Source organism: Nannocystis exedens, from assembly GCF_002343915.1.
Classification (GTDB): Bacteria; Myxococcota_A; Polyangia; order Nannocystales; family Nannocystaceae; genus Nannocystis; species Nannocystis exedens.
Genome location: NZ_NETK01000001.1, coordinates 3339816 through 3366171 on the forward strand (window position 1 = coordinate 3339816; position 26356 = coordinate 3366171).

At 72.7% G+C, this 26356-nt stretch carries 21 protein-coding genes; 15 read left to right on the top strand and 6 right to left on the bottom strand.

The annotated features are described in order from the left end of the window. The first annotated feature begins 31 nt into the window (after positions 1-31). Both NAEX_RS13100 and NAEX_RS13105 read left to right on the top strand, forming a co-directional pair. A complete protein-coding gene (locus tag NAEX_RS13100; protein ID WP_170135686.1) occupies positions 32-1357 on the top strand; it encodes a cytochrome P450 in 1326 nt (441 codons plus the stop codon). Positions 1358-1604: 247 nt separating this feature from the next. Then, complete coding sequence (locus tag NAEX_RS13105) at positions 1605-3029, top strand: hypothetical protein (RefSeq protein ID WP_143140685.1); 1425 nt, start codon at positions 1605-1607, stop codon at positions 3027-3029. Between the two features lie 124 nt (positions 3030-3153). Here the strand turns inward: NAEX_RS13105 and NAEX_RS13110 are convergent, their stop codons facing one another. Beyond that, positions 3154-4092 carry a hypothetical protein gene (locus NAEX_RS13110; protein WP_096327844.1) on the bottom strand — a complete coding sequence of 313 codons (939 nt, stop codon included), beginning with the start codon at positions 4090-4092 and terminating at the stop codon, positions 3154-3156. Between the two features lie 835 nt (positions 4093-4927). Here NAEX_RS13110 and NAEX_RS13115 point away from each other — a divergent pair. From NAEX_RS13115 to NAEX_RS13135, 5 genes are all read left to right on the top strand, one after another. Further along, complete coding sequence (locus NAEX_RS13115; RefSeq protein ID WP_096327845.1) at positions 4928-6337, top strand: N-6 DNA methylase; 1410 nt, start codon at positions 4928-4930, stop codon at positions 6335-6337. After that, complete coding sequence (locus NAEX_RS13120; protein ID WP_170135687.1) at positions 6330-7622, top strand: restriction endonuclease subunit S; 1293 nt, start codon at positions 6330-6332, stop codon at positions 7620-7622. The genes NAEX_RS13115 and NAEX_RS13120 overlap by 8 nt, the downstream gene beginning before the upstream one ends. 706 nt (positions 7623-8328) lie before the next feature. Next, on the top strand, positions 8329-10047 hold the full coding sequence (locus NAEX_RS13125; RefSeq protein WP_143140686.1) for a tetratricopeptide repeat protein: 1719 nt from the start codon (positions 8329-8331) through the stop codon (positions 10045-10047). 294 nt (positions 10048-10341) lie between these two features. Beyond that, positions 10342-11142: a hypothetical protein gene (locus tag NAEX_RS13130; RefSeq protein WP_096327848.1), complete on the top strand. Its 801-nt coding sequence runs from the start codon at positions 10342-10344 to the stop codon at positions 11140-11142. Between the two features lie 252 nt (positions 11143-11394). After that, complete coding sequence (locus NAEX_RS13135; protein WP_096327849.1) at positions 11395-13158, top strand: N-acyl-D-amino-acid deacylase family protein; 1764 nt, start codon at positions 11395-11397, stop codon at positions 13156-13158. A 106-nt stretch (positions 13159-13264) separates the two neighbouring features. Here the strand turns inward: NAEX_RS13135 and NAEX_RS52890 are convergent, their stop codons facing one another. After that, a complete protein-coding gene (locus NAEX_RS52890) occupies positions 13265-14203 on the bottom strand; it encodes a Kazal-type serine protease inhibitor family protein (RefSeq protein ID WP_245913695.1) in 939 nt (312 codons plus the stop codon). Between the two features lie 683 nt (positions 14204-14886). Next, complete coding sequence (locus NAEX_RS13145) at positions 14887-15852, bottom strand: DUF6748 domain-containing protein (protein WP_096327850.1); 966 nt, start codon at positions 15850-15852, stop codon at positions 14887-14889. Between the two features lie 256 nt (positions 15853-16108). On the opposite strand from NAEX_RS13145, the gene NAEX_RS13150 reads away from it, so the two are divergent. Genes NAEX_RS13150 through NAEX_RS13160 form a run of 3 tightly spaced genes read left to right on the top strand, consistent with a single transcriptional unit; the run spans position 16109 to position 18451 of the window. Next, positions 16109-16690, top strand: a complete 582-nt coding sequence (locus tag NAEX_RS13150) for a TetR/AcrR family transcriptional regulator (RefSeq protein ID WP_096327851.1) — start codon at positions 16109-16111, stop codon at positions 16688-16690. A 19-nt stretch (positions 16691-16709) separates the two neighbouring features. Next, complete coding sequence (locus tag NAEX_RS13155; RefSeq protein WP_096327852.1) at positions 16710-17945, top strand: acetyl-CoA C-acetyltransferase; 1236 nt, start codon at positions 16710-16712, stop codon at positions 17943-17945. A gap of 20 nt (positions 17946-17965) precedes the next feature. After that, entirely contained in the window at positions 17966-18451 is a 486-nt protein-coding gene (locus tag NAEX_RS13160) for a PaaI family thioesterase (protein ID WP_096327853.1), read from the top strand. 58 nt (positions 18452-18509) lie between these two features. Here the strand turns inward: NAEX_RS13160 and NAEX_RS13165 are convergent, their stop codons facing one another. Continuing rightward, positions 18510-19184 carry a hypothetical protein gene (locus NAEX_RS13165; protein WP_096327854.1) on the bottom strand — a complete coding sequence of 225 codons (675 nt, stop codon included), beginning with the start codon at positions 19182-19184 and terminating at the stop codon, positions 18510-18512. 86 nt (positions 19185-19270) lie between these two features. Next, complete coding sequence (locus NAEX_RS13170) at positions 19271-20203, bottom strand: methyltransferase domain-containing protein (protein ID WP_143140687.1); 933 nt, start codon at positions 20201-20203, stop codon at positions 19271-19273. Positions 20204-20257: 54 nt separating this feature from the next. Here NAEX_RS13170 and NAEX_RS13175 point away from each other — a divergent pair, with 54 nt between their 5' ends. From NAEX_RS13175 to NAEX_RS13190, 4 genes are all read left to right on the top strand, one after another. Beyond that, positions 20258-21061, top strand: coding sequence for a DUF1338 domain-containing protein (locus tag NAEX_RS13175; protein WP_211302406.1), 804 nt, complete (start codon positions 20258-20260; stop codon positions 21059-21061). After that, positions 21058-21552, top strand: coding sequence for an AAA family ATPase (locus NAEX_RS13180; RefSeq protein ID WP_096327856.1), 495 nt, complete (start codon positions 21058-21060; stop codon positions 21550-21552). The genes NAEX_RS13175 and NAEX_RS13180 overlap by 4 nt, the downstream gene beginning before the upstream one ends. Next, positions 21549-22328, top strand: coding sequence for a tRNA(His) guanylyltransferase Thg1 family protein (locus tag NAEX_RS13185; protein WP_096327857.1), 780 nt, complete (start codon positions 21549-21551; stop codon positions 22326-22328). Before NAEX_RS13180 ends, NAEX_RS13185 begins: the two co-directional genes overlap by 4 nt. 61 nt (positions 22329-22389) lie before the next feature. After that, positions 22390-23550, top strand: coding sequence for an acyl-CoA dehydrogenase family protein (locus tag NAEX_RS13190; RefSeq protein WP_096327858.1), 1161 nt, complete (start codon positions 22390-22392; stop codon positions 23548-23550). Positions 23551-23892: 342 nt separating this feature from the next. Here NAEX_RS13190 and map read toward each other — a convergent pair whose 3' ends face one another. Then, positions 23893-24654 carry a type I methionyl aminopeptidase gene (gene map, locus NAEX_RS13195; protein ID WP_096327859.1) on the bottom strand — a complete coding sequence of 254 codons (762 nt, stop codon included), beginning with the start codon at positions 24652-24654 and terminating at the stop codon, positions 23893-23895. A gap of 246 nt (positions 24655-24900) precedes the next feature. Here map and NAEX_RS13200 point away from each other — a divergent pair, with 246 nt between their 5' ends. Next, the gene (locus tag NAEX_RS13200; protein ID WP_170135688.1) at positions 24901-26148 is read left to right on the top strand and encodes a cytochrome P450; all 1248 of its coding nucleotides are present in this window, start codon (positions 24901-24903) and stop codon (positions 26146-26148) included. Positions 26149-26356: the final 208 nt, after the last annotated feature.

Below are 26356 nucleotides of genomic sequence, written 5' to 3' on the forward strand. Positions count from 1 at the left end.
CGAGATCTCTCCGCTATCGTCGCTGCCGCGTATGCTCGACATCCCGCTCCCCCGGCGGCTGCAGGGCCCCGGCAACATGCTGCACCTGGCCTTTCGGCCCGAGCAGTTCATCGCCCGGCAGACCGCGGTCGCGCCGATCCACCAGGTCGTCATGCCCTGGTTCTCGCCCTACCTCGTCTCCGACCCCGAGCTCATCGACGAGGTCCTGGTCGGCCGCAGCAAGCTCTTCATCAAGGACCGCTTCACCCGCGAGCTCTCGCTCGTCACCGGCAACGGCCTGCTCGTCAGCGACGGCGACTTCTGGCGCCGCCAACGGCGACTCGCCCAGCCCGCCTTCCACCGCGAGCGGATCGCCGCCTACGGCGCGGTGATGGTCGAGCACGCCGAGCGCCTCGCCTCGACCTGGCGCGAAGGACAGGTGCTCGACATCCACGCGGCGATGATGCGGCTCACCCTCGACATCGTCGCCGACACCCTGTTCTCCACCGGCGTCGACCGGGCCATCGCCGACACCATCGGCGGCGCGCTCGACGTCATCATGGAGCGCTTCTCCGACTACACCTACGCCTTCTTGCCGTGGCTCGCCCGCGTGCCGCTGCCGAAGAACCGCCGCTTCCACGAGGCGCGCGGGCGCATCGACGGCGCCATCCGCGGCATCATCGCCGCCCGGCGCGCCAGCGGCCGCGACGAGGGCGACCTGCTGTCGATGCTGCTGCGGGCGCGCGACGACGAGGGCGGGCAGATGACCGACGAGCAGCTGCGCGACGAGGCCTTCATCCTGTTCGTCGCCGGCCACGAGACCACCGCGCTGGCGCTGTCGTGGACGTGGATGCTTCTGTCGCAGCACCCGGCCGCGTGGGACAAGCTGCGCGCCGAGCTCGACCACGTGCTGGGCGACCGGGCGCCGACGCTCGCCGACGTGCCGGCGCTGCGGTACACCGACTGGGTCGCGCACGAGAGCATGCGGCTGTACCCGCCGGCGTGGAGCATCGGCCGCGAGGCGCTCGAGGACCTCGAGCTCGGCGGCGTCGCCGTCCCGCGCGGCGCCCAGCTGTGGATGTTCCAGTGGGCGGCCCACCGCGACCCGAGGTACTTCCCGCGGCCCGACTCGTTCGAGCCCGAGCGGTGGGACGCCGACCTGGCGCGACGGATCCCCCGCTTCGCCTACTTCCCGTTCGGCGGCGGCCCGCGCCTGTGCATCGGCAACAACTTCGCCATGCTCGAGCTCGTGCTCGTGCTCGCCACGCTCGCCCGCCGCTGGCGCCCGTTCGTCCGCGCCGCCGATCGTCCGCGCCCGCAATTCTCGATCACGCTGCGCCCCGCGGGCGGCATGCGGGCCACCTTGCAGCGGCGCTGAGGGCTCCGGAGCGCGGGCCTGCTCGCGGCGGAGGGCTCGCGGCGAGGCCCTGCGCGGGCGGAGGCCGCGCCGCGATCCTCGAGCTCCGCGTCTCGTCGCGACGCGTACATCTCCCGCGAAGATCCTCCGCGCTCGCACGGGGCGGCTTCTACGCCTGGCCCGGTGTGGTTGAACGCCCGGGGGCCTGCTCCATGGTTCTACCGTACGTCACCAGTCCCCGGGGACAGGCGACGGGAAGGGAGGTGTCATGGCCGCAGCAGTTCGCGTATTTCACGTCCGGCGGCCGCGGTGGCGCCGGCCCGTCGTCGTCGCCGCCATCGCGCTCGCCGTTGCGGTCACGCTGGTGGGGCTCGTCCCGTGGTCGTGCGCCTCGCGCCCGAGCGACAAGGCCTCGCTCAACCACGAGGTCGCCGCGGCCGCGGTCGACGCCGCCGACCTCGCTCGCGGCCGGCGCGACTTCTACGGCGAGGACTTCGGCAACGAGGTGTTCTTCAGCGACGTGATGGGCGTGCTGCGCGGCCCGCTGCGGACCTGGCCGGCCGCGCGGGCCCTGTTCCAGCTGCGCGGCGCCGGCACCACCAACCTCGAGATCGAGCTCAGCGAGGACGTCACGATCGGCGGGGTGACCTACGCCAAGGGCAGCAAGCTCGGCACCGGCCTCGACGTCGCCGCCGGCTCGTTCTTGCCGCTCGGCGTGGTCGTCCACATGACGCGCTACGAGCTCCGCGTCGGCATCACCTGCGCGCTGTGTCACTCGACCGTCGACCCGGAGACGCGGCAGGTGATCCATGGCGCCGCCAACAGCGACTTGCAGGCCGGCCTGCTGCTCGCGCTCGCGCCGAACAGCGCCGCCTTCCGCCCGCACACCGGCGCCGCGCCCGGGCCCGATCCCGCCGCGGTCGAGGCGGCCGTCGATCGCACGCTGGCGGCCTGGCCACCGGGCAGCTTCGACGCCACCCTCGACGGCGCCGCCAACCCGACGCGGATCCCCGACGTCTTCGTCCACGAGGAGGCGCCGTACGGCTGGACCGGCTCCTCGCGCGCGGGGCCGCTGTCCGGCCTCGCGCTCTACATCAACGGGCCCACCGCCTTGCACGCCGTCAGCGCGCCGTACGTCGAGCCGCCCGAGTGGGAGCGGATCGTGGCCATGGCCGCGTGGCAGGACGCGTTGCGCCCGCCCGAGGTCGTCGTCGACGCCGCCGCCGCGGCGCGCGGGCGCGAGGTGTTCGCCCGCGCCGGCTGCGAGCGCTGTCACGCCGGTCCGGCCTACACCACCCAGTCCGTGCTGCCGCACGCCCGCGTCGGCACCGACCCCGCGCGCGCCAATGGCCAGAGTGGTTACAAGATCCCCGGCCTCGTCGGCTTGTGGTGGAGCGCCCCGTACTTGCACGACGGCGGCGTCGCCGTCGGCCCGGGCGAGAGCGTCGTCGGTGTCGGCAACCTCCGCGCCCGCGGCGTCCCGCTCGACCCGCGCGCAAGCCTGCGCGCGCTCGTCGATCGCGAGCTGCGGGCCCGCGTGATCGCGGCCAACCACGCCGACACCGCGCGCTGGGAGCTGCACGTGCGCGGCGTCGGCCACGAGTTCTGGGTCGACCCTGGCGCCGGCTTCACGCCGGCCGAGCAGAGCGCCCTCCTCGAGCACCTGTTGTCGCTGCGGATCCCCGGCGGCTGAGCGCCGGGTCTCTCGCGCGCGGCGCCCTGCGTCTCATCGGACATGTTTCATCGGCCATGTCCGTGGAGACAATCACCGCGGACGCTGGCCCCGGCGCCCGTTCGCGCGATTCACCGCGGCAAGTTCAGCACTGCGACGGTTCGACCTCGGGGTAGCAGGTCTCGCCGTCCTCGCAGGTATTGCCGCACAGCTCGTCCTGCTTGGTGCACGGATTGCAGGCCGCCAGGTCGTCGGCCTTGCAGCCGGGGCTGCCGATGAAGCGATCGACGCCGTCGATCGTGCAGCAGCCGAAGCAGTCGCACCCGTTGGGCGCCACGCAGCTGCCGGCGCAGTTGTCGCGGTCGCCGTCGACGCACTTGCCGTAGTCGTCGGTCGCGTCGTCGGGGTCGTCGGGGTCGAGGCTCGGGTTGTAGCTGCAGAGCGGGCCGCCCGGCTCGAGCGGGTCGCACTTGAGGTTCCACTGGCAATCGCTGCCGCCCTGGCCGGCGTTGCCGTCGAAGTAGCAGTCCTGCTTGCAGGGGTCCTTGTCCTCGAGGGGCGAGCCGAACTCCTCTTCGCTGTCGTCGCACGGCCCGAAGCACTCGGCGTCGGCGCAGTCGAACGCGCCGTCGCCGTCGTTGTCGTCGCAATCGCCGCACTGGTGGACCTGGCCGTCGAATTCACACGCCCGCGGCGTGCAGCCCAGCGGCTCGCTCGTGTCGCTCGCGCCGTCCGACGCGCTGTCGGAGCCGCCGTCCGAATCGCTGTTCGAATCGCCGTTCGACGCGCTCGCGCCGTCCGTCGCGCTCGCGCTGTTCGAACCGCCCCCGCCGTCCGTCGCGCTCGCGCCGTCCGTCGCGCTCGCGCTGTTCGAACCGCCCCCGCCGTCCGTCGCGCTGTCCGTCGCGCTCGCGCTGTTCGAACCGCCCCCGCCGTCCGTCGCGCTGTCCGTCGCGCTCGCGCTGTTCGAACCGCCCCCGCCGTCCGTCGCGCTGTCCGTCGCGCTCGCGCTGTTGGAAGCGCCGCTGTTCGACGCGCTCGCGCTGTCCGTCGCCGACACGCTGTCGCTCGCGGAGTCGCTCATCGAATCCGTGCCCTCCCCCGAGGTCGTGAGCCCCTGTGAATCCGTCGCCCCCGAAGTAGGTAGGTCTGACGCCGTCCCGGAGGTCGACTCCGCGTTCGGACCAATCGTCGTACCGCTGTCGCTCAAAGTCGCCGTATCCGCGTTCCCGCCCTGGCCGCAGGCCGCAAGGAATAGCCCCACCGCGATGACCATCTTTTTCGCCATGGTCCGTTCATGCGATCGGCGTCACAAAGCGCCATCAAGGGAGCATCAAAACGGCGGGTCAGGCGCCGATTCGCATCAGGGCGACCCCCGCGCCGGCTCCATTCGCATGAGGGGATTTCCGGGCCGCTGCCGCCGGCATCGCCTCACGCGAAAATGCGGGGCTGGCGCCGCCCCTCCGCGCTCGATCGCCGGCTCGGACCGCGTCGGGCGTGCGGCGATCACGCTCGTCGGACCGCGCGGAGCTCGGACCGCGCGGCGATCACGCGCGTCGGTGCGCGGTGATCACGCGCGTCGGTGCGCGGCGATCACGCTCGTCGGATCGCAATGAGGATCCCTGTTTTTCGCGCCTTCGAATGACCAATGTCCACCACGCCGGTGATTGCCGCGCATGTATGCTCGTTCACATGATTTGCTCGCGGGGGCCGCCTCCGCGATCGCCGACGCGAGCCCGCAGAAGCGCGCGTACGTGGGGCTCAGGCCCGTGGTCCGGCCGCGACCTGAACACCCGCTCTGGTCGTTGCATCGGCAAGGTTCACCCCAGCGGAGCCGGCGTCCGCGGCCGTTCGCGCGTGTTCTGCCTCATGCGCGATTGCGCTCCTCCCGCGTTCGGAATCGCGTATCCTCGCTGCGAATGCTTCCGCGAGCGCGCCGCGACGACACGACCCTCGAGCGCCAGCTCTGGCTCGCGGCGAACAAGCTCCGGCATCACCTCGACGCCGCGGCGTACAAGCACATCGTGCTCGGGCTGGTGTTCTTGCGCTGGGCCTCGAATAGCTGGCCGGCGCTGGCGGCCGTGAGCAACAGCCCCGACCTGGGCGCGCGCCTCGACGCCGCGCTGCTCGCGATCGAGCGCACCGACGTCTCGCTGCGCGGCGTGCTCAGCCCCCGCTACGAGCGCTCGGGCCTCGACCCCGCCTGTCTCAAGGAGCTGGTCGGCCTCGTCGGCAGCGTCGACATCGCCGGCGACCGCGACCTGCTCGGGCGGATCTACGAGTACTTCCTCGCCGAGTTCGCCAGCGCCGAGGGCCGCAAGGGCGGCCAGTTCTACACCCCGCGCGGCGTCGTCCAGCTGCTCGTCGCCATGCTCGCGCCGCGGGCCGGCCGGGTCTACGACCCGTGCTGCGGCAGCGGCGGCATGTTCGTGCACAGCGCCCGCCCCGACATCTGTCTCTTCGGACAGGAGTCGAACCCGACCACCTGGCGGCTGGCGAAGATGAACCTCGCGCTGCGCGACCTGCAGGGCGACCTCGGGCCCGGCCCCGGCGACACCTTGCGCCGCGACCTCCACCCCGACCTGCGCGCCGACTACATCCTCGCCAACCCGCCGTTCAACGCCAGCGCGTGGGGCGAGCCGGAGTCGAGAGATCCGCGCTGGCGCTACGGCCTGCCGCCGTCGCGCTGCGCCAACTTCGCGTGGGTCCAGCACGTCCTTTACCACCTCGCGCCGCGCGGGGTGGCCGGCGTCGTGCTGGCGTGCGGCAGCCTCAGCTCGCGCCGCTCGGGCGAGGGCGACATCCGCCGGGCGATCGTCGAGGCCGACAAGCTCGACTGCGTGGTCGCCCTGCCGTCGCAGCTCTTCTATGCCACCTCGATCCCGGCGTGTCTGTGGATCTTCGCCGACGACAAGCGCGGCGGCGACGGCCGCGACCGCCGGGGCGAGGTCCTCTTCGTCGACGCGCGCAACCTCGGCACCATGATCACCCGCACCATGCGCGAGCTGACGCGGGCCGACATCGACGCGATCGCCGGCACCTATCGCGCCTGGCGCGGCGACCCGGAGGTCGCGGCCGGGCCCGACGCAGCGAGGCGGCCGGTCAGCGTCCCCGGCTTCTCGCGGGCCGTCGACCTGGCCGAGATCGCCCGGCAGGAGTTCGTGCTCACGCCGGGGCGCTACGTCGGCACCGCCGCCGAGCCGACGCCCGCCGAGCCGTACGCCGAGCGGATGCGTCGGCTCGTCGGGGCGCTCGACGCCCAGCTCGTCACCGCCGCCGAGCTCGATCGCAAGCTCCGCGACCTCGTCCGGGAGCTCGACCGTGACTGACCAACACGCAAGCACCATCGAGCTGCTCGCCAACGCCGCCCTCGCGCCCGCGAACGGCCCCGCGGGCGAGCGACGCCTCAGCACCCTCGGCGCGCTCGGTCGGATCGTCATCGGCGGCACCCCGCCGGCCGACGACCCCGCCCACTTCGGCGGCCCGGTCCCCTTCATCACCCCCACCGACCTCGACGGCCGGCGCACCATCGACTGCGCCGCTCGCACGCTCACCGAGCTCGGCGCCCGCATGATCGGCGCCTCGCGGGTGCCGAAGGGCAGCGTCCTTCTGACCTGCATCGGCGCCGACCTCGGCAAGACCGCCTGCACCGGCGTCGAGGCTGCCATCAATCAACAGCTCGCCGCGCTCGTGGTCGACCCGCCCAATTGTCCGCGCTATGTCTATTATGACCTGCGGTCGCGCCAGCGCGAGCTGCAGGCCGCCGCCGGTGGTTCGGCCCAGCCGATCCTCACCAAGTCGGCGCTGGTGCGGATCCCCATCGTCTTGCCGCCGCCGCGCCGGCAGCAGGCGATCGTCGACGCGCTCGGGGCCCTCGACGACAAGATCGAGCTGAACGACCGCCTGTGCGGCACTCTGGCCGAGATCGCGGGCGCCCGCTTCCGCGCGCAATTCGTCGAGCTGTCCGCGCCGCGCGACTGGAAGGTCGTGCGTCTCGGCGAGCTGTTCGACCTCGACAAGGGCCTGTCGTACCGGGGCGAGCTGCTCGGCGACAGCGGCATGCGCCTGCTCGGCCTCGGTGACTTCGGCGCGCGGCCCGAGCTCGACGCCGACGACTTCCCGCGGCGCTACGGCGGCCGGCACCAGGCGCGGCACATGGTCGTCCCCGGCGACCTGCTGATCGCCAACACCGACCTGACCCAGCGGCGCGAGCTGCTCGGCGCGCCGCTGCGGGTCCCGGACCTGGGCGAAAGTCCGATGCTGTTCTCGCACCACGCCTTCGCCGTGCGGTTTTTGCCCGGCCGCGAGGACTGGCGCGAGTTCGTCTACTTCGCCCTCCAGCAGCCCGAGTTCCGCGCGCGCGCGGCCGGGTTCGCGGCCGGCACCACCGTGCTGGCGCTGCCGCGCGACGCCGTGCTCGACCACACGATCGCCCTCCCGCCCGAGCGCCTGCGCGACGCCTTCGCCGAGGTGACGCGCCCGCTGCTGGCGCGCATCGACCACGCCCGGCAGGAGTCGCGTGCGCTGGTCGAGCTGCGCGATCACCTGCTCCCCGGGCTGGTGTCGGGCGCCCTCGCGCCCCCGCGCGTCGGCGGCCCGCGGCCCGTCCCCTGAGCGCGACGCGGCGACGCGACAATCGGTCCCGGCGACCTCGGGGCCGGCCGCATGGACATGCGATACCCGAAGAGCCGCGATCACGGCGTTCGTGATTGACGACAGGGGGCACCGACGAGGAAGGCTCCATCTTTTTTAAAGACCCGCACCGGCGTCACGGCCGGCGACGATTCCATGCACCCCCTTCGCGGCTGAAACTGACAGCGCCGAGGTCCCCGGAGCGCCGCGGGCCGCCGGAGCGCGAACCTGGGATTCGCCGCGAGGTGCCGGCGATTCACCGTCCCTTTGCCGGCATTCGCCCGCCGCGCCGTCGAGGCCGACGGCCCGCCGTCCGGTCGCTCGTGCGAACCTCCGTTCGTTTGTCGGCGACGGGCGAGCCGTTCGTGACGCCCCTTTCCCTCGCATCGGCCACCGCTGCGACTGCTGCAGCCACTGATGAAGGTCCGCTGCGCGAGCCGTCCTTCGGCTGCGGCCTTGTCACGCAGCGTGCTGCGCAGCACGGTCCATCGGCTACGCTGGGACCGCTACAGTCCCCTGAAAGAACCAGTCACCCCGCGCCGAGCGCGTCCCCCGCAGGAGGCGCTCGCGGCGGCCGCGGCCTGCCCGATCCGGCCTTCGGGCGCGCTGCGGCGAGCGCCTGCAGCGGGTCGAGCGACCTCTCGGGCGCCGTCTGCGACTCGCAGTACCTTGAGTGGCGGAGACTGTCATGTCCCGAGTGCGAACGATCGCCGTCGTGGTCCTGTGCGCGTGCGGCCGGCAGGGCGGCGACCCTGCGACCGCTCCGCCGGGCGGCGGTGCGGGGCTGGCGGCCACGGGCGGCGCGAGCGACCCGGCGGGCGGCGAGTCGTGGACCTTGAAGTCGCTGGCGCGGGGCGCGGTGCTGTTCGGCGACCTCGGCGACCACGAGCGGCCGGTCACCACGCAATCACCACAGGCGCAGGCCTTCTTCGACCAGGGCCTGAACCTCCTCTATGGATTCAACCACGACGAGGCCGCGCGCTCGTTCGCCCGCGCCGTCGAGCTCGACCCGAGCTGCGCGATGTGCCTGTGGGGGGTCGCCTACGCGCTCGGCCCCAATTACAACATCCCGATGCTGCCCGACCGGGCGCACGCCGCCTGGGACGCGGTCACGCGGGCGCAGGAGCACGCGCAATACGGGCAGCCGGTGGAGGCCGCGCTGGTGGCCGCGCTGGCGCGGCGGTTCAAGGGCTCGGAGTACGCGCCACCGACCGAGATGGAGGCCTACAACCGGGTCTACGCCGTTGAGATGCGCGACGTCGCCAGGCGCTTCCCCGACGACCTCGACGTCCAGGCACTTTTTGCCGAGGCGCTGATGAACGTCAACCCGTGGCGGCTTTGGAGCAACGACGGGGTCGCCGCGCCGGGGACGCTGGAGATCGTCGAGACCCTCGAATCGGTGCTCGCGCGCGACGAGTCGCACCCTGGCGCCAATCACTTCTACATCCACGCGGTCGAGGCCTCGCCGCGGCCGGAGCGGGCCGTCGCCGCCGCCGAGCGGCTGGCCGCGCTGATGCCGGGGGCCGGTCACATGGTCCACATGCCCGCCCACATCTATCAGCGGGTCGGCCGCTACGGCGACGCCGCCGAGGCCAACCGGCGCGCGGTGCAGGTCGATGCGCGCTACCTCGCCCGCGTCGAGCCGATCGGCTATTATCCGCTCTACCTCGCCCACAATTACGGCTTCCTCGCCTACGCCGCCTCGATGCAGGGCCGCAGCGCCGAGTCGCTCGAGGCCGCGCGCAAATCGGCCGAGCACATGCCGCGGGACGTCGTGTGCGGCATGCCGGGCATGGACTTCTTCCTGTCCGAGCCGCTCTTGGTGATGGTCCGCTTCGGCCGGTGGGACGAGGTGTTCGGCGCCTCCAAGCCCGACCCGAAACATCAGACCCTGGTCGCGTTGTGGCACCACGCGCGGGGCATGGCGCTGGCGGCGACCGACGAGGTCGAGGCCGCCTACGCCGAGGCGATGCAGATCCGCGACATCATGCGCCGGCTGCCGGAGGACCAACTCGCCGGCCTCAATCAGGGCAGGCGGGTGCTGCAGCTCGCGGCCGACATCGTCGAGGCCCGCGCCGCCCAGGCCGAGCGCTCGCCGGAGACGATCGCGCGGTGGGAGCGGGCCGTTACGCTCGCCGACACCCTCGCCTACAACGAGCCCGCCGATTGGTTCTATCCGGTCCGTCACTACCTCGGCGCCGCTCTCCTCGACGCCGGGCGCGCGCGCGAGGCCGAGGCCGTCTACCGCGCCGACCTGGCGAAGAACCCCAACAACGGGTGGGCCTACTTCGGCCTGTGGAAGTCGCTGGCGGCGCAAAAGAAGAAGTCGGCCGCGCGGAAGGCCGAGCGGGACTACCTCGACGCGTGGGCGTTCGCCGACTTCGAGCTCGAGCGGACCGCCTTCTGATCGCAGGTCGGCAATCGTCATACCTCGCCCCGGGCGGAACCGCGCCGGCAATGCGGCGCGGCAATGGACGAATGGGCTGTTGACCACAATAAAGTCATTCGCGGACACACGCGCGGCGGCCGATTCGCTGCAGCGCGTGGACGGCCTCGCCTGGTCGATCGCACAGCAGCGGACACATGCTCGCCGCAAGTGTCCGGCGGCGGCCATCGGCATCACTGTCGCGGACGGCCATCGGCATCACTGTCTCGTACGATTGCGATGGATGTTTCTACACGGATCGTGTAACCTCGGAGTGTGACCACGTTCGAGCAGATTCAACGCCAGCTGTGGGACTCCCTGATGGACCACGAGCGTCGGGTGTTCTTGCAGCTCATTCAGGACGAACTACCCACGCTCACCCTGCGCGAGCTCGGCGAGATCCTCACCAGCCCCGCCGCACGCAGCGTCGGCGCCCTCCCGGTGTCCTCCCTGCTCGGCGGCACCGCGGCCCCGGAGGTCACCCGGCCGGCCGCCCCCGCCAGGAGCTCGCGCCGCGCCGGCGGGCGCGTCGCCGACAAGTCCGTCGATTCGCCGGCGCCGCCCCGCCCGCGATTGCGGCCGGTGTCCGCTCCGCAATCGCCGGTCTCCGCCGGCGGCCTCGCCGAGGCCGAGGCCGCCGCTGTCGCCGCCGCTCGGGCCATCGAGCCGCCCGAGCCCGAGGCCCGCCCCGAACCGCCGACCGCCAATCAAACGCCCAGGGCGGCGCGCAGCGAGGCCCCGCCGCGGCGCCCGCGGCCCGAGCCGGCCCAGCTCGAGATCGCGCCGATCGCCGATCGCAGCAATGTCGATGTCGTGCGCAGCGCCATGAATCGCACGCTCGCCCAGCACAATCGCTTCGATCCCGACACCCTGGTCATGAACGCCCTGCGCACCACCGGCGAGCCGATCCGGGCCAAGGACCTGCGCCCGCGCGTCGGCCTGCAGCCCGACGACCTGCGGGCCGTGCTCAATCGCCTGGTCAAGGCCGGCGCCATCCGCCGCGACGGTGAAGGCCCCGACACGGTCTATCAGGTCTTCACCGCCTCCGCCGAAGCCGCGGCCCCGATGTCTCAGTAGCTGGCAGGCCGCGCGAGAGAGAGCACCCCGGCCGTTCCGGGCCCGCACGCGCAACGGGCCGAGAAAAAACCCTGGTCATCACCGCGAGCACGCACACGCCGTCGCCCCCAGCACCCAGTCGCGGCCGTCGTGCCTCGCACGATTCGCTCCTCGGTAAATTCTCCGCTGTACATTCACCTGTCTCTCGAGGCATCCCCGCAGTCGCGGCCCCCGCGCGCTGTCCGGCCCCCGCGCCGCCTGTTACGCTGAGCCATGCGCCCGCGTCCCCAGGTCCTCCGCGGCGGTATCGTGTTCGACGGCCTCGGTAACCCGGCCCGCGCGCTCGACGTATTGGTCGACGCCGGCGCGGTCGCGGCCCTCCTGCCACCGGACTCGGCCGTCGGCGAGGAGGTCGAGCAGGTCGACGTCCGCGGCTGCTGGGTCACCCCCGGCTTCATCGACATCCACACCCATTACGACGCCGAGCTCGAGCTATGGCCGGCGCTCGGCGAATCCGTGCGCCATGGGGTCACCGCCGTGTTCCTCGGCAGCTGCGGCCTGAGCCTGGCGATCGGCGATCCGGACGAGCTGGCCGACATGTTCTGCCGCGTCGAGGGCATCCCGCGCGCCTGCGTCGCGCCGATGCTGGCCCGCGTCAAGGACTGGGACGGGCCGGCAGGCTATTTGCAGCACCTGGAGCGCCTCCCGCTCGGGCCGCACGTCGCCGCATTGCTCGGCCACTCGGCGATCCGCGCCGCCGCGATGGGCCTCGGGCGCAGCCTCGACGCGCGCGTCGCCCCGCGCCCCGGCGAGCTCGCGCGCATGAAGGCGCTGCTGCAGGAGGCCCTCGACGCCGGCTTCCTCGGCCTGTCGATCAACACGCTGCCGTGGGACAAGATGGACGGCCAGCAATTCCGCAGCCGGCCGACCCCCTCGGTGTTCGCCTCGTGGTCCGAGTATCGGGCCCTCGCCGCCGTCCTGCGCGCGCGCGGCCGCGTGCTCCAGGGCGTGCCCGACGTGTCGACCAAACTCAACGTATTGCTGTTCGCCGCCCTCAGCACCGGCATCGCCCGCGCCGCCCTCAAGACCACCCTGATCGCCATGATGGACGCCCCGCCCGCCCGCGGCGTCCACCGCGTCGCCGGCGTATTGACCCGACTCGTCAATCACCTACTGGGCGGCGACCTGCGGTTCCAGGCCCTGCCCAACCCGTTCGACATGTGGGTCGACGGCATCGAGGTCCCGGTGTTCGAGGAGTTCGGCGCCGGCACCGAGGCGCTCCACCTCGAGGAGCCCGCCGCCCGCGCCGCCCTGCTGCGCGATCCCGCCTACCGCCGGCGGTTCCGCCGCCAGTGGCGCGATCGCCTGCGCGGCCGCGCCTATCACCGCGATCTCCGGCGCACCCGGATCCTCGCATGTCCCGAGGACCAGCTCGTCGGCAAGTCGTTCGCCGAGGTCGCCGCGGCGCGCGGCGGCGACCCGATCGACACCCTCCTCGACCTCGTCGCCGAGCACGGCACCGCCCTGCGCTGGCAGACGATCGTCGCCAACGACCGCCCCGACCGGCTCGAGTGGATCGTCCGCCACCCCTACGCCCAGATCGGCTTCTCCGACGCCGGCGCGCACCTGCGCAACATGGCCTATTACAATTTCCCGCTGCGCCTGTTGCGAATGGTCCGGGCCGCGGCCGCGCGCGGCCGCCCGATCATGAGCCCCGAGCGCGCCGTCCACCGCGTCACCGGCGAGCTCGCGCGATGGTTCGGCCTCGACGCCGGCCGCCTCGCCCCCGGCGCCCGCGCCGACCTCGTCGTCGTCGACCCCGAGGCCCTCGACGACCGCCTCGACGCCCTCCACGAGCAGCCCGTCGCCCCGCCCGCCGTCGGCGGCCCGTTCAGCGAGCTGCGCCGCCTGGTGCGCCGCAACGACGCCGCCGTCCGCCGCGTCCTGATCGCCGGCCGCACCGCCTGGCAAGGCGGCGCGCTCGCGCCCGAGCTCGGCCGCGAGCGCTTCGGCACCGTCCTCCGCGCCTGCGCCTGAGGACATGTCCTGAGGAGCATACGCTCAATCGGTCACGCGAGCGGCCTCGAACCCGGCGAAGCTCGCCGCCGCCGGGCCCATCGCAGGACATGTCCCTCAAGACAGCTCACTTCTTCTCGCACTCGCCCGGATGCGCGAGCCCGACCCCGGCCGACTGACGCGCGCAGTCGTTGCCGTAGGTCTTGCCGTCGCAGCCGCACACCGGGTTGTAGTCGAACGTGCAGGCCTCGGGCTTGGCCCGGCAGGTCCCGCCGATGTCGGCGCCGCCGCACTGGCTCGGGTCGCAGAACTGGCCGTCGCCGCACGAGAGCCCGCGGATCCCCCCGCACTCCGGATTGGCGGCCGGGGCCGCTCCGCCCGCGCGGGTGTAGAACTCGCTGGTCACCAGCGCCTTCATCGTCCCGTTCGGGCCCGTCACCTCCGACGGCGTGGCCGCGGCGAGGATCCCCTCGGGCGTCTCGTACATCGCCTGGCTGGCGGCGTCCTGGGCCTCCTGCGGCGCGCCGCTGGCCGCGAAGTCGACGCCGGCGACCAGCCAGTCCGCGCCGGTGTTGAGGCGGAACGCGTGCGCCATCGGGCACGGAAGGGCGGAGCACTTGGCATGGATCCCGCGCAGCCGGTAAAAGCTCCCGTTCGGCTGCTTCCCCGCGCGCCCGGTCCAGCCCTCGCGGACCTGCAGCACCCCGACGTCGGCGAAGTTCGGATCGGCCTCGCGCCCGATCGTCGCGCGGACCAGCGCGTGCCCGTCGGCGAACGCGGCCAGAAACTCGTTCTGAGCGTTCGCGTCGAGCTTCAGCGCCGCCAGGTCGACGGTGCCGACATAGCACTCCTTGGCCGCCTTGCCGTCGGCGCAGGTGGTGGTGTCCTGATTGACGCGCTGGACGTAGAAGCCGCCGCACGCCGGGGCCGCGCACTTGCGGACGTCGCGACGGGTCACCACGTAGAACGTCTCCTGCTCGGCGGCGCTGGGCCCGCTCTGATCGTGATCCAGCCCCTCTTCGGGGTTCTTCGGCGCGGGGCTGTCGCACGCGGGGGAGAGCGACAAAACAGAGGCACAGGCCAACAAGACGAACGATGAATGACGCATGGTGATGAAGGGCCTCGGCCGGAGGCGCGGGAGTTTTTATGCCAAGAGACCCGTGATGCAACAGCCCCGGCGCCGCGACCGCTCGTGACGTAACGAGGCATCGCTCCCGCGATCCGCCGCCCCGCCGCGCGACGCTCGGCCCACACCGCCGCCCTCGGCCCACACCTCGACCCCGCCGGTCACATGGCCGCCGTGACATGTCCTCACAAACATGTCACGTGAATGTCCCGCGATCGACCGCTGACGTCGGATCGCGCCGCGCGAGCGCGGACGCCCGCGAGCATTCACACGCGCGGTCGCCCGCCGACCAGCCCCGGACGCATGTCACCGACATGTCCCTCGGGACAGCCTGCATATCGCCGGCCCCGCCGGCCGCCAGCCCGTCCCCTCCCGCCCCGCGCCCGGCGGGAGGCCGCGCCGCGCCGCGCGACCGAGCCGCTGCCCGGGGCCGAGCGCCGCGGCGTCCGGCATGTCCTTCGGGACATCCGCCCTCGCCTCCCGCACCGCGGCCCGAGGCCCGAGGCCGAGCCCGGCATGTCCTTCGGGACATCCGCCTCGCACCCCGCCGCGGCAGGTCGAGCGCTCGCTCGGAGTCGGAAGCCCCGGACCTGCCCGATCGAACCGCTCGAGCAGCGGTCATCTCACCGCGAGCCCTCGCCGCGCGAGCCCTTCGGCTTCGGCGCCGGCGGCAGCTTGCACGCGCCCTCGTGGGCTCGCCCCGTGCGGCCGAGCCAGCGCGCCCCGTCGTTCGAATACGTCTTGCCGTCGCAGCCGCACACGGGCGCGAACTCGACGGTGTGCGCCCCGACCGGCCCGCTGCAGGTGCCGCGATCGATCGCGTCGCACTGTCCCGGCGGCGTCTGACAGAATTCCCCCGGCGCGCACATGCCACCCGCGCAGGCGACCCCGCCCGCAGGGATCGCCCGCGTGTAGATCTCGCTCGCCACCAATTCCTGCATGCTGCCGTTCGGCCCGCGGACGAGCCGCGTCGTCCCTGCCACCAATACCCCGTCGGGCGTGGCGTGCATCGCCCGCCGCGTCAGCGCCTCGACGGCCGGCGACACCCCCGTACCCGTGAGGTCGAGCCCCGCGATCACCGTGTCCCACCCTGAATTGAGCCGATACGCGTGCGCCAGCGGACACGGCTCGCGCTCGCAGCCGGCGTAGATCCCGTTCAGGCGGTAGAAGGTGCCGCTCGGCTCGGCCCCCGTACGCCCGAACCAACCCTCGCTGACGATCAGCGCGCCCGGCCGCGCGAGCGTGCCGCGAACCAGGGCCCGCCCGTCCTCGACGGCGGCGCGCAGCTCCTGCTCACGCCCGGCCTCGAGCCCGAGCGCCGACAGATCGATCACGCCGATCCAGCACTCCCGCCGCCGCGAGCCGTCACCACATACGGCGGTGTCATGATCGACGCGCCGGGCGGAGAAGCCGCCGCACACGAGCCCCTCGCACGCGCGGTCGTCGCGGCGCGTCACCCTGTAAAAAGACTCCGGATCGGGAGCGCTCGCCGCGCTCTCGTCGACCCCGGCGCTGCCCTTCGGCGGCGCCAGCCGACCGCACGCGGACAGCGACGACAGGACGCAGGCAATGCCCAATGCGACGCGCATGACGACGAACCTCGCAGGTTCTATGCGATGAGACCCGCGCCGCAAGCCAATCGCCTCCCCCCCGCCCCGTGACGAAACGGCGCCGCGCACCCGTGATCCGTCGCCGCCCCGCGTGCCGCGGGGGTCCTCCGAGTACACCCCGCGCCTACATCCGGGCCGGCGCACAGGCGGTCCGGGCGCCCCGCGGCTTGACATCTCGGATGACGCCCGTCATATTACGCCCATCATCCCAACCTCGCCGCCAGGAGGCCCCGCGGTGACCGTCCGAACCGAACAGAAAGAGCGCACCCGGCAAGACATCCTCGCCTCGGCGACCCGCCTGCTGCGCGAGCGCGGCATCGATGGGGCCAGCGTGGCCGAGGTGATGAAGGGCGCCGGGCTCACGGTCGGCGGCTTCTACGCCCACTTCGAATCCAAGGAGGCGCTGGTGTCCGCCTCGCTGCGGCAGTCTCTGCGCGAGCTGTGGAGCAACCTGGTCGCCGGCGCCGGCAAGCAGCGCGGCGTCGAGGCGGTCTCGTACGTGGTCCGCCGCTACCTCTCGCGCAGCCACCGGGACAACCCCGGCGAGGGCTGCCCGCTGCCGGCCGTCGTCGCCGACGTCGCCCAGGCCGGCGAACCCGTGCGCGAGGGCCTCGCCCACGAGCTCGGCGATTACGCCGACGCGCTCGCCGAATGCATCGCCGACCGATCGGCCCCGAGCCGCCAGCGCGCGCTCGCGCTGCTCGCCCTCATGTACGGCGGCCTCAGCCTCGCGCGCGCCCTCAAGGGCACCCCCGTCTCCGACGAGATCCTCAAGTCCTGCCGCGACTTCGCGCGCCAGGCGTTTTCGCAACGATGAGTCCCGGAGGACATGTTTCATGGGCAAGGCAATCATCCTCGACGCTGTTCGCACCCCCCGCGGTCGCGGCAAGGCCGGCAAGGGCAGCCTCAGCGCCGTTCACCCGCAAGAGCTCCTCGCACAGGCCTTGAACGGCCTGGTCGCGCGCGCCGGCATCACCGCCGCCGAGGTCGACGACGTGGTCGTCGGCAGCGTGTCGCAGGTCGGCGAGCAGGGCGCCAACATCGCCCGCAACGCCGTGCTGGCCGCCGGCTGGCCGCAAGAGGTCAGCGGCGTCTCCCTCAACCGCTTCTGCGGTTCAGGCCTGCAGGCCGTCGCCATGGCGGCCTTCGGCGCCGCCTCGGGCTTTCAACAATTGATCGTCGCCGGCGGCGTCGAGAGCATGTCGCGCGTGCCGATGGGCAGCGACGGCGGCGGCCAGGACGGCCAAAACCTTCGCCTACGCGAGCGGGTGTTCCAGATCCCCCAGGGCATCAGCGCCGATCTGATCGCCACCCGCGAGGGCTTCACCCGCCAGCAGCTCGACGCCTTCGCCGCCGACTCGCACCGCAAGGCCACGATCGCCGTGGAGCAGGGCCGCTTCACCCGCGCCCTCGTCCCGGTCGTCGATCCGGCCACCGGTCAGGTCGTGCTCGCGCGCGACGAATTGGTCCGACCCGACACGAGCCTCGCCGGTTTGGCCAGGCTCGCCCCGTCGTTCGTCGAATTGGGCAACACGGCCGTCACGCCCGACGGCCGCACGCTCGACCAGATCGCGCTGGCCCAATTCCCCGACACGGCGCGCATCGAGCACTTGCACACCGCCGGCAACTCGAGCCCGCTGACCGACGGCGCCGCCGCCGTGCTGATCGGCTCGGAGGAGTTCGCGCGAGCCCACGGTCTGAGGCCGCGGGCCGTGATCAAGAGCATCGCCACGATCGGCAGCGATCCGGTGCTCATGCTCACCGCGCCGGCGCCGGTGTCGCGCAAGGCGCTGAAGCAGGTCGGCATGCAGGTCGGCGACATCGACCTGTGGGAGATCAACGAGGCGTTCGCGGCCGTCGTGCTCGAGACGACCCGCAGCCTCGGCGTCGACCCCGAGCGCGTCAACGTCAACGGCGGCGCGATCGCCCTCGGCCACCCGCTCGGGGCCACCGGGGCCATGCTGCTCGGCACCGTCGTCGACGAGCTCGAGCGCCGCGACCTCGTCACCGGCCTCGTCACCATGTGCATCGGCGGCGGCCAGGGCATCGCCGTCATCGTCGAGCGCGTCTGACCCCTCAAAAGCACACCGTCATGTCTTCGACTGCCACCCAGCCCCCCCCGAAGAGCGACGCCCCGGTCATTCACCCGCGCGAATGGTTCGCGCGGGTGATGGCCGGGGAGCTCCCGCCTCCGCCGATCGCCCGCCTCGTCGGCATTCGCATGCTCAGCGCCGAGGACGGCGTCGCCGTCGCCGAATTGCAGGTCGACCCCGAGCGCCACGCCAACCCGATGGGCACCCTCCACGGCGGCATCCTCTGCGACCTCGCCGACCTCGCCATGGGCACCGCGGTCGGCTCGATCCTCGAGCGCGGCGAATCGTTCACCACCCTCGAGCTCAAGGCCAACTTCTTCAAACCGGTGTGGAACCAGCGGCTCACCGCCAACGCGCGGATCGTCAAGCGCACCCGCACGATCTGCTACATCGAGTGCGACGTCGTCGACGACAAGCAGAGCCTCGTCGCCCGCCTCGCCAGCACCTGCATGATCCTCCACGGCGAGATGGCGGCGGGCCGCTAGCTCCCATCGCCAGCAGAAGCGGGAGCGTGCGCGCTCCCGCTGCGCGCCGACACGCGCGTCACTGGCAGCGCGGGTCTGCCATCTGCACCATCTCGATCTGCTCGGGCGTGATCGGCAGCGGGTCGCAGCCGTGGCCTTCCTCGCAGATCCGGTCCCACTGCGGCGCCGCCTTGGCGTGGCAATCGAAGCAGTTGCCGCCGAAGCCGTTGACGACGTCCTGGGTCCCGCGCGCCATGATCGTCGTGCCCTCGGCCGAGACCTCGAGCGCGAAGAACTCCCAGTCCGAGTTGTCCGGGGCCCAGCCGGCCGCGCGCTTGACCATCGCCTCGCCGGGGATCAGCTGGATCACCGTACCGACCGGATAGACCCCGCCGGTCGGGCTGTTGGCCACCTCGAGGGCCTCGTCCATGTGGCCGAGCAAATTGGTGATGCGGAACTTGCGGACCTTCTCCCACTCGAGGATGCAGGTGAAGTCCTCGGCCTGCATCTCGAGGTCTTCCCCGCTGCCGGTCGTGCTGCTGCTCGACGCGTCGCTCGTGCTGCTGCTCGACGCGTCGCTCGTGCTGCTCGACGCGTCGCCGGTGGTCGGCGTCTCGCCGGTGCCGGTCGTCGCCGGGCCGGTCGAGGAGTTTGTCGTGTCGGTGCCGGTCGAGGCGGCGGTCGTCGTGCCGCCGGTCTCACCGCACGCGGCGAACAGGAGCAGGCACAGGAGATACTGCGGGCGGCTGGACATGGCGCACCATCGCCAGCAATCGCCGCACCTGGCAAGTCCCGCCATTGCTCCGGCGGAGCCCGGGGCGCGAAATCGCCTGTCGCGCCTCACCGCCGGCGCATCACCGCGAACAGCTCCTGGCGGTGGCGGATCAGCGTCGATCCCTGCGCCACCTCGAGCTGCTCGATGGCGAAGCGCGGCGCGAACCGGCGCTCGACCTCGGCGCGGTCGGTCGTGAACGGCGGCCCGCCGGTGCGGCCGTGGGCGTAGAACAGGCCGACGAGCATGCCCCCGGGTCGCAGCGAGTCGGCCACCGCCGTCACGTAGTCGTCGCGGCGGGCCGGGTCGATCGCGCAGAAGCAGGTGTGCTCGACCACCAGGTCGAACGCCGGCCGCTGACCGATGCGCGTGAACAGATCCTGCACCGCGAACGTGATCGCCAGGCCCGGCGGCGTCATCGCCTGCGCCTGCGCGATCGCCGTCGGCGACAGGTCGATCGCCGTCACCGTCGCCTCGAGCGCCGCCAGCAGGCGCGCCTCGTGCCCGCGGCCGCAGCCGGGCACCAGCGCCTGCATGCCCTTCGGGACATGTTCCGAGAACCATGCCACGAGCGGCGGCGCGGCCCGCCCGAGCTCCCAGCCGCCGGCGTCCGCGGCGAACAACGGGTCCCAGAACCTCGCCTCGCCCGGCCCGGCGCCGGCGACGTCGGGCGTGCGCACGAACAGCTCGGCGCGGATCGCCCGGGCCACCGGGGCGATCACGTCGACGAACGCCTCGAACTCGGCGGGCGTCAGCCGCAGCCCCGGGCGGGCCGGGTCGGCCAGCGACAGCGTCGCGTGACGGGCGAACGCGTCGACCGCGACCGCGCGCACGGGGGCGCCCGCGTGGCGCCCCAGCGCCGCCCACATCGGCTCGGCGACCGCCTCGACGCGCGCATAGGCCTCGCCCTCGAGGTCGCGGGCCTGCTCGCCGCGCGCGCCGACGACCACCGCGCGCACGTGACGATCGGGTCGATGGAGCTTGAACGAACGGAAATCCACGCACGCGAACTTTGGCGCGTCCGCGCCGCCGCCGCAAGCGCTATCCTGGCGCCCGTGGAGCTCCACGACCTCCTCGAGCGCCTGAGGCGCGACTACGCCGCCCTGAACCCGCAGGTCGAGCGGATCGACGCGCTCCTGGCAGAGGCCGGCGAGCACGTCGTCCACGACCACCTCGCCCTGCGCACCTGGGGGGATTCACGCTGCGACATCGACGTCCTCGCGCGCCCGTTCGTGCGCGCCGGCTACCGCGCCGCCGGCGCGTACCGCTTCGCCGAGAAGCGGCTCGTCGCCCGCCACTTCGCCCACGACGACCCCCACCTCCCGCTCGTCTTCGTCAGCGAGCTCGTCCTCGACCGATTCTCACCTGGCTTTCAGGACATGGTCCGAAGTCTCCTCGCCCAGGTCCCCGAGGACATGTTCGCCGCGCCCGACCTGTGCGCGCGCGGCCGGCCGTGGCAGGTCGCCCACGCCGACGTCGAGGCGCTGCGGCGCGAGAGCGAGTACGCCGCCTGGCTGGCCGCGTTCGGCTGGCGGGCCAACCACTTCACCGTCGCGTGCCACGCGCTCGCGCGCCTGAGCGACCTCGCCGCCCTCGACGAGTTCCTCGTGGCCCACGGCCTGCGCCTCAACACCGCCGGCGGCGAGATCAAGGGCTCGCCCGCGCAGGGCCTCGAGCAGTCCTCGACCGTCGCCGACGTCGTCGACGTCGCGTTCACCGACGGCACCTTCGCCGTGCCGGCCTGCTATTACGAGTTCGCGCGCCGCTGGCCCGGCCCCGACGGCCGGCAGTTCCGCGGCTTCATCGAGGGGTCGGCCGACAAGATCTTCGAGAGCACCGACCGGAGGCCCGCCTCGTGACCGCCGCCCCGCCGCCCGAGCTCGTGATCTTTTGCGGGATCCAGGCTGCCGGCAAGAGCACCTTCTTCCAGCGCACGCTGTTCCACAGCCACCTCCGCATCGGCCTCGACCTCGTGCGCACGCGCCACCGCGAGGCCACCCTGTTCGACGCCTGCCTGCGCTGCGGCCAGTCGGTCGTGATCGACAACACCAGCCCGACCCCCGCCGAGCGCGCCCGCTACATCGCCCCGGCGCGGGCCGCCGGCTTCGTCGTCGTCGGCTACTACTTCCAGTCGCGCGTCGCCCCGGCGCTGGCGCGCAACGCCCGGCGGCCCGACGCCCAGCGCGTGCCCGACCGCGGCGTCCTCGGCACCGCCGCGCGTCTGGTCCCGCCGCGCCGCGACGAGGGCTTCGACGCCCTCCATTACGTGTACATCGACGACGCCGGCGAGTTCGTGATCGAGGCCTGGCGCGACGACGATGCCCGGGCGAGCGAGGAGGTCGCGCCATGAAGTCCGACGACCTCGCCGGCCGGCTGCGGCCGTTCGAGACCGCCAGCGACCGCCGCGTCCCGCCGGGCTTTCACATGGTCGCGCGGCTCGACGGCCGCGGCTTCGGCCAGCTCACGAAGGAGCGCCTGCCGGACCTCGCGCGCCCGTTCGATGTCCGCGTGCGCGACCTGATGATCGACACGGCCCGCCACCTCATGCAGTGCGGCTTTCAGGTCGTTTACGCCTACACGCAGAGCGACGAGATCTCGCTGCTGTTCCACCCGCGCGAGCGCGCGTTCGGCCGCTTGCTGCGCAAATACCACTCGATCCTCGCCGGCGAGGCGAGCGCCAGGTTCAGCCTGCTGCTCGGCGAGCTCGTGTGCTTCGATTGCCGCGTCGCCGAGCTGCCCGACGTCGATCGCGTGGTCGACTACTTCCGCTGGCGAGCCGACGACGCCGCCCGCAATTGCCTCAACATGCACTGTTACTGGGCCTTGCGCGCCGCCGGCCGCAGCGAGGGCGAAGCGACCGCCGCGCTCGCCGGGCTCGGGCCCGACGCGCGTCACGAGCTGCTGTTCCGCGCCGGCACCCCCTTCGCCGAGCTCCCGCTGTGGCAGCGCCGCGGCGTCGGGCTCGCGTGGACCCGCGACGCCGACGACCGGCCGCGGATCTCCCCCGACCTCGAGCTGCCGATGCGCGCCGACTACGAGGCCTACGTGCGGGCCAAACTGGTCGAACCGCTGCGCCAGGCGCCCGGCGGCGCGACTCCCGAACCCGGTGAGCAGCCGCAGCGATGAGCCATCGCACGCCCGGCGGGCTTCTGCGCCGGCGCCGAGCGGTGCCACCCTTTGCTTCGACATGGAGCGACTCGCCTCGGACCTGCTGTTCAACCCCACGGAAGAGCACCGCATGCTGCGGCAGATGGTCGCCGACTTCGCCGCGCGCGAAGTCGAGCCGCAGGCCGCCCTGCACGACCACAAGGGTGAGCTCAACGTCCCGCTGTTCCGTCGCCTCGGCGACCTCGGCCTGCTCGGCATCACCATCCCCGAGGCCGACGGCGGCGCCGGCATGGACGCCCTCGCGGCCGTCATCGTCCATCACGAGCTCGCCAAGTACGACCCCGGCTTCACCCTGGCGTACCTGGCCCACTCGATGCTGTTCGTCAACAACTTCTACCACTGCTCGAACCCCGAGCAGCGGTCGCGCTATCTGCCGCGCGTGCTGACGGGCGAGTGGGTCGCCGGCATGGGCATGACGGAGCCGGGCGCCGGCACCGACGTGCTCGGCATGAGCACCACCGCCGTGCGCGACGGCGACGACTGGGTCCTGAACGGCAGCAAGACCTACATCACCAACGGCTGCGAGGGCCACTGCTTCCTCGTCTACGCCAAGGTCGAGGGCCGGATCACCGCGTTCGTCGTCGACCGCGACTGCCCCGGCTTCCGCACCAGCAATCACATCGACAAGCTCGGCATGCGCGCCTCGACCATGTCCGAGCTGGTGTTCGAGGACTGCAAGGTGCCCGGCGCCAACGTCCTCGGCGAGGTCGGCAGCGGCCTCACGCACATGATGCGCAACCTCGAGATCGAGCGCCTCACCCTGGCGGCGATGAGCGTCGGCATCGCCGACCGCTGCGTCGACATCATGGTCCGCTACGCCGAGGAGCGCCACGCGTTCCGCCAGAGCATCAACCGCTTCGGGCAGATCCAGCGCTACCTCGCCGACGGCTACGCGATGACCGAGGCCGCCAAGTGCCTGGTCTACAACGTCGCCCGCGACATCGGCCCCGACGTCCGCAACCGCGTCGGCTCGGACGCCGCCAAGCTGTTCGCCGCCCCGGTCGGCAAGCAGGTCGCCGACTACGCGATGCAGGTCATGGGCGGCGCCGGCTACTGCAAGGAGTTCCCCGTCGAGCGCCTGTGGCGCGACGCCAAGCTGCTCGAGATCGGCGGCGGCACCCTCGAGGCCCACCAGAAGAACCTGACGAAGGACCTCACCGCCCTGCGCACCCAGGGTTGAGCGGGAGAGGCTGTCCTCCGGGACATGTCCCCTGCTCGCTGCGCCGGCGCAGTCGGCTGTCCTCGGGGACATGCCCTCTGCCCTCTGCCCTCTGCGTTCTGCGCGCCGAGCGCAAGAGGCTGTCCTCGGGACATGTCCTCTGCGACATGCGCGCCGAGCGCAAGGAGCTGTCGTCCGGGACATGCCCTCTTCACCCTGCGCGCCGGCCTTGTGCGCAGAGGCTGTCCTCGGGGACATGTCCCCTTCGCCCCGCTCACCGGCCGCCCCGCGGGGCCCGGGCTGTCCTCGCGGACATGTCCGCTTCGCCCTGCTCGCCCCGCGGGCCTTCGTCCGCCCGTCGCCTCAGGTGAGCACGCGCGCCCCGTCGGCGGTCACGCACACCGTGTGTTCGAACTGGGCGCTCCACTTGCGATCGGCGGTGACCACCGTCCAGCCATCTTTCAACACCTCGACCTCCGGCGACCCGAGGGTCAGCATCGGCTCGATCGTGAACACCATCCCCTCGCGCAGGCGCAGCCCCGTGCCGGGGCGGCCGACGTGGGCGACGTGGGGCGGCTCGTGCATGTGGCGGCCGATCCCGTGGCCGCCGAAGTCGCTGACCACCCCGTAGCCGCCCCGCCGCGCGACCTCGACGATCGCCGCCCCGATGTCGCCGAGCCGCGCCCCCGGCCGCACCGCCGCGATCCCGGCGTCGCGGGCCGCCCGCGTGGCCGCCACCAGCCGCTTCGCCTCCTCCGACACCGCGCCGATGCAGAACGTCGCCGACGTGTCGCCGTGGAACCCGTCGAGCTCGGTGGTCACGTCGACGTTGACGATATCGCCGTCGGCGAGCACCACGTCGGCCCGCGGCACCCCGTGGCACACCACCTCGTTGCGGCTGGTACACACGCTCGCCGGAAACGGCCCCGGCCCCGCCCCGCGATAGCCGAGCTGGCTCGGCCGCCCGCCCCGCCGCGCCGTGTCCTCGCGCACCCACGCGTCGATCTGCGCCGTCGTCACCCCCGCGCGCAGCCGCTCCGCCACGTACGCCAGGGTCCCCGCCGCCGCCGCCCCCGCGCGCTCGATCGCCGCGATCTCGCGCGGCCCGTAGATCGTCACCGACATGCCGCGAATCTGCGCCGGACCGCCGCGGCCGGTCCAATACCATTTGGGTATCGCGCTCGGCGCTCGCGAACCGCGTTCTCCTGCGGGGATTGACCGCAGCGAATGCCACGACGAGCCCGCGCGTCGCCCTGCATGCTCCCTCGCGGGAACCTCCGCCCGCGGGCACACTCGTGCATGCCGATGAACGAGCCCACGCATCGACTCCCGCCCGGGCCGAGGGGCGCGATCCGGCAGACCCTTCGATACTTGCGCGACCCGGTCGGATCGATCCTCGACCTGGGTCGGCGATACGGCGACCTCTTCACCCTGTCGAGCCTCGGCGACGCGCTCGTGGTCGCCAGCGCACCCGAGGCCGTTCGCGCCATCTTCTCCGCCGAGCCGGACACCTTCGCCCCGTTCGCCGCCGACGCCATGGCCCCGGTGCTCGGGCGCGGCTCGGTCCTCCTGCAGCACGGCGCCGCGCACCGGCGCGCGCGCAAGCTGATGCAGCCGCCCTTCCACGGCGCGCGCATGCGGGCCTACGGCGCCGCCATGCGGGACAGCGCGCGGACCCACCTGGCCGCCGTGCCGCGCGACCGCCGGGTCCCCATCGAAGATGTCTTTCGGGACATCTCGCTCGACGTCATCATCCGCACGATCTTCGGCGTCTCCACCGGCGAACGAATGGCCGCCTGCGCCCGCGGCGTGCGCGACACGATCGCCGCGTTCGGCCCGCTGATCGCCACCTTCCGCGCCCTGCAGCGCGAGTTCGGCGGGTTCGGTCCGTGGGCCCGGTTTCGCCGGCTGCTCGGCGGCGTCCACGAGCTCCTGCGCCAGGAGATCGCCGCCCGCGACCCGGCCCGTCCGGGCGACGACATCTTGAGCCTGCTGGTCGCCGCGCGCGACGAGTCCGGCGCCGCCATGGACGAGCAGGAGATCGTCGAGCAGCTGTTCACGATGGTGATCGCCGGCCACGAGACCACCGCCACCGCGCTGGCGTGGGCGGTCGACGAGCTGCTGCGGCGACCCGAGCTGCTCGGCCGCCTGCGCGAGGAGCTGGGGCCCTTCGCCGGCGATCCCGACCGCCTCGCCCAGTCGCCGCTGCTCGACGCCGTGTGCGCCGAGACCTTGCGGCTGCACCCGTTGATCCCGATGGTCTCGCGCAAGCTGCTGCGGCCGTTCGAGCTCGGCGGCTACCTCCTGCCGGCCGGCACCGGCCTGGGCGCCTGCTTGTTGCTCGCCCACCTCCGCGAGGAGCGCTACCCGGAGGCCATGGCCTTCCGCCCGCAGCGCTTCCTCGACGGCAAGCACCCCCCGCCGCACGAGTACCTGCCGTTCGGCGGCGGCGCGCGGCGCTGCCTCGGCGCCGCCTTCGCGCTCCACGAGATGAAGGTCGTGCTGTCGACCCTGGTCCTCGAGTTCGAGCTCGAGCTCGCCGCCGCGCCGGCCCGCACGGGCGTGCGCGCGGCCACCATCGGCCCCAGGGGCGGCGTCCCCGTGGTCCGCCGGCGCTGACGCGCGTGCGCGCGGCGCTCCCGGATCCGCCGACACCGGTGCGCGAGCGCGCGGCGCTCCCTGCTCCGCCGTCACCGATGCGCGAGCGCGCGGCGCTTTCTGATTCGCCGACACCCATGCGCGAGCGCGCGGCGCTCCCTGGTCTGCCGGCGCTGCCGCGAGCGCGCGGCGCTCCCTGGTCTGTTGACGCTGCCGCGAGTTCGCGGCG

Bases quoted from the DNA above. Each gene is read 5' to 3' on its own strand.
- NAEX_RS13100 (WP_170135686.1), top strand. From the start codon at position 32: ATGCTCGACATCCCGCTCCCCCGGCGGCTGCAGGGCCCCGGCAACATG.
- NAEX_RS13105 (WP_143140685.1), top strand. From the start codon at position 1,605: ATGGCCGCAGCAGTTCGCGTATTTCACGTCCGGCGGCCGCGGTGGCGC.
- NAEX_RS13110 (WP_096327844.1), bottom strand. From the start codon at position 4,092: ATGAGCGACTCCGCGAGCGACAGCGTGTCGGCGACGGACAGCGCGAGC.
- NAEX_RS13115 (WP_096327845.1), top strand. From the start codon at position 4,928: ATGCTTCCGCGAGCGCGCCGCGACGACACGACCCTCGAGCGCCAGCTC.
- NAEX_RS13125 (WP_143140686.1), top strand. From the start codon at position 8,329: ATGTCCCGAGTGCGAACGATCGCCGTCGTGGTCCTGTGCGCGTGCGGC.
- NAEX_RS13135 (WP_096327849.1), top strand. From the start codon at position 11,395: ATGCGCCCGCGTCCCCAGGTCCTCCGCGGCGGTATCGTGTTCGACGGC.
- NAEX_RS13145 (WP_096327850.1), bottom strand. From the start codon at position 15,852: ATGCGCGTCGCATTGGGCATTGCCTGCGTCCTGTCGTCGCTGTCCGCG.
- NAEX_RS13155 (WP_096327852.1), top strand. From the start codon at position 16,710: ATGGGCAAGGCAATCATCCTCGACGCTGTTCGCACCCCCCGCGGTCGC.
- NAEX_RS13160 (WP_096327853.1), top strand. From the start codon at position 17,966: ATGTCTTCGACTGCCACCCAGCCCCCCCCGAAGAGCGACGCCCCGGTC.
- NAEX_RS13165 (WP_096327854.1), bottom strand. From the start codon at position 19,184: ATGTCCAGCCGCCCGCAGTATCTCCTGTGCCTGCTCCTGTTCGCCGCG.
- NAEX_RS13185 (WP_096327857.1), top strand. From the start codon at position 21,549: ATGAAGTCCGACGACCTCGCCGGCCGGCTGCGGCCGTTCGAGACCGCC.
- NAEX_RS13190 (WP_096327858.1), top strand. From the start codon at position 22,390: ATGGAGCGACTCGCCTCGGACCTGCTGTTCAACCCCACGGAAGAGCAC.
- map (WP_096327859.1), bottom strand. From the start codon at position 24,654: ATGTCGGTGACGATCTACGGGCCGCGCGAGATCGCGGCGATCGAGCGC.